General features: G+C 64.3%; 4 protein-coding genes. All 4 read left to right on the plus strand.

What is annotated here, in order from left to right; genetic code table 11:
• The coding region (locus IC66_RS0136870; protein WP_038950957.1) for an MBL fold metallo-hydrolase at positions 1–477 on the plus strand (477 nt) is incomplete at its 5' end.
• Complete coding sequence (pqqC, locus tag IC66_RS0136875) at positions 474–1,253, plus strand: pyrroloquinoline-quinone synthase PqqC (RefSeq protein WP_038950958.1); 780 nt, start codon at positions 474–476, stop codon at positions 1,251–1,253. The genes IC66_RS0136870 and pqqC, both read left to right, overlap by 4 nt.
• A 12-nt stretch (positions 1,254–1,265) precedes the next feature.
• Positions 1,266–1,577, plus strand: a complete 312-nt coding sequence (gene pqqD, locus IC66_RS0136880; protein WP_028145648.1) for a pyrroloquinoline quinone biosynthesis peptide chaperone PqqD — start codon at positions 1,266–1,268, stop codon at positions 1,575–1,577.
• A partial coding sequence (gene pqqE, locus IC66_RS0136885; RefSeq protein ID WP_038950959.1) for a pyrroloquinoline quinone biosynthesis protein PqqE occupies positions 1,574–2,597 on the plus strand: 1,024 nt, incomplete at its 3' end. The genes pqqD and pqqE, both read left to right, overlap by 4 nt.

Raw genomic sequence — 2,597 nt, forward strand, 5'->3', positions numbered from 1 at the left:
GCGCGCTCCGGGCTGGAAGTGCTGGCCTTCGCAGTCCCCGGCAAGTCGGCCTGGTATCTGGAAGGCAAGGCGCATCCCGGTGGCGAGAGCGGCGACGGCGACACGCTGGGCCTGAAGATCACCGACAAGGCGACCGGCAAGTGCTTCTACTTCATCGCGGCGTGCGCCGAGGTGACCGACGCGCTGAAGGCCGAGATCGACGGCGCTTCGCTCGTGTTCTTCGACGGCACGGTCTGGCAGGACGACGAGATGATCAAATGCGGCCTCGGCCACAAGACCGGCAAGAGCATGGGACATGTCGCCATGTCCGGCGACGACGGCGCCATCGCACGGCTGGCCGACCTTGCTATCGACAGGAAGATATTTCTGCATATCAATAACTCGAACCCGGCGCTGCTGCCTGCCTCACCCGAGCGCAAGGCCGCTGAGCAGGCGGGCTGGCAGATACCGGCGGATGGAACGGAGATCGTGCTGTGAATGCGGCGTCAATGACTGGAATGACTGCGCTCTCGATCGGCAAGGACATCAAGCTCACGAGCGCCGAGGAGCTGGAGGCGGCGCTGCGCCATATCGGGGCGACGCGCTATCACAGCCTGCATCCGTTCCACAAGCTGCTGCACGGCGGCAAGCTGAACAAGGGCCAGGTGCAGGCCTGGGCGCTGAACCGCTACTATTACCAGAGCACCATCCCGATCAAGGACGCGGTGGTGATCTCGCGCTTCCGCGACCGCGCCACGCGCCTGGAATGGCGCCATCGCATCGAGGACCATGACGGCGATGTCGGCTCCGAGGGCGGCATCGAGCGCTGGATCAAGCTGACGGAAGGACTCGGGCTCGACACGGCTTACGTGGAATCGACCGAAGGCATCTTGCCGGCGACGCGCTTCGCGGTCGAAGCCTACGTCCACTACTGCCGCGAGAAGAGCCCGCTGGAGGCGATCGCCTCCTCGCTTACCGAGCTGTTCGCGCCAAATCTGCATGAAGAACGCATCTCCGGCATGCTGGAGCACTATGATTTCGTCAATCCTGACATCATGAGCTACTTCAAGCGTCGCCTGACCCAGGCGCCGCGCGATGCCGGCTTTGCGCTCGACTATGTCAAGGCGCATGCAAGGACGCCGGAAGAGCGCGCCTCCGTCTGCAACGCGCTGATCTTCAAGACCAACGTGCTATGGGTGCAGCTCGACGCGCTCCAGCACGCCTATGTCGAGGGCAACATTCCGCCGGGCGCGTTCGTGCCCAAAGCGAGCTGAAGAGGAACTGGAATGGCCGGGCCGCGGAACATCAGCGTCAGCGAGGCAAGCCGCCCGGTGCTGCCGCGGCATGCCAAGCTGAAATATGACGAGACGCGAAAGGTCTGGGTGATCCTGGCGCCGGAACGTGTTCTGGCCCCGGACGAGATCGCAGTCGAGGTCCTGCAGCTCTGCAACGGCGAGCGCAGCGTCGGCGACATTGCGGACGCGTTGGCGGTCAAATACGCCGCGCCGCGCGAGGCGATCCTGGCCGATGTCATCGTCATGCTGCAGGATCTCGCCGACAAGGGCTTTCTCACGGAAGCCCGGGAGAAGACGTCATGAGCGATGTGCTCGGCAATCCCACCGTCCCGCCCAACGCCAGCGACAGCCTCGCGGTGCTGGAGAAGCAGCGCTCGACAGCGGAGACTTTTGGCATTCCGCTCGCGGTGCTGCTGGAGATCACCCATCGCTGCCCGCTGCAATGCCCCTACTGCTCCAACCCGGTGGAGCTCGATCGCTCGGGCAAGGAGCTGACCACCGAGGAATGGAAGAAGGTCTTGAGCGAGCTCGCCGAGATCGGCGTGCTGCAGGTGCATTTCTCCGGCGGCGAGCCGACGGCGCGCAAGGACCTCGTCGACCTCGTCAAGCATGCCAGCGACGTCGGCCTCTACACCAACCTGATCACCTCGGCCGTACTGCTGACGCGCGAGAAGCTCAGCGGTCTCGCCGATGCCGGGCTCTGCCATGTGCAGATCTCGTTCCAGGGCATCGAGGAAGGCCTCGCCGATCGCGTCGCCGGCTACAAGGGCGGCCACCGCAAGAAGCTCGAGGTCGCAAAGTGGACGCGCGAGCTTGATTTGCCGCTCACCGTGAACGCGGTGATGCACCGGCAGAATTTGCACCAGCTGCCTGACATCATCCAGATGTCCGTCGATCTCGACGCCGACCGGCTCGAGGTCGCCAATGTGCAGTATTACGGCTGGGCGTTGAAGAACCGCGCCGCGCTGATGCCGACGGTGGCGCAGCTCGACGAATGTACCCGCCTCGTCGAGGAGGCGCGCGAACGGCTGAAGGGCACGCTTGCGATCGACTACGTCGTTCCCGATTACTACGCGCTGCGGCCGAAGAAATGCATGGGCGGCTGGGGCCGTCAGTTCTTCAACATCTCGCCCGCCGGCAAGGTGCTGCCCTGCCACGCCGCCGAGAGCATCACCGGGCTCGACTTCGAGTCGGTGCGCTCCAACCATTCGATCGCCTGGATCTGGCAGAACTCCGAGGCCTTCAACCGCTATCGCGGCACCGGCTGGATGAAGGAGCCGTGCAAGTCTTGCGAATTCCGCGAGATCGATTTCGGCGGCTGCC

It is taken from the genome of Bradyrhizobium genomosp. III (assembly GCF_000261705.1).
In the GTDB taxonomy this organism is placed as follows: domain Bacteria; phylum Pseudomonadota; class Alphaproteobacteria; order Rhizobiales; family Xanthobacteraceae; genus Bradyrhizobium; species Bradyrhizobium ottawaense.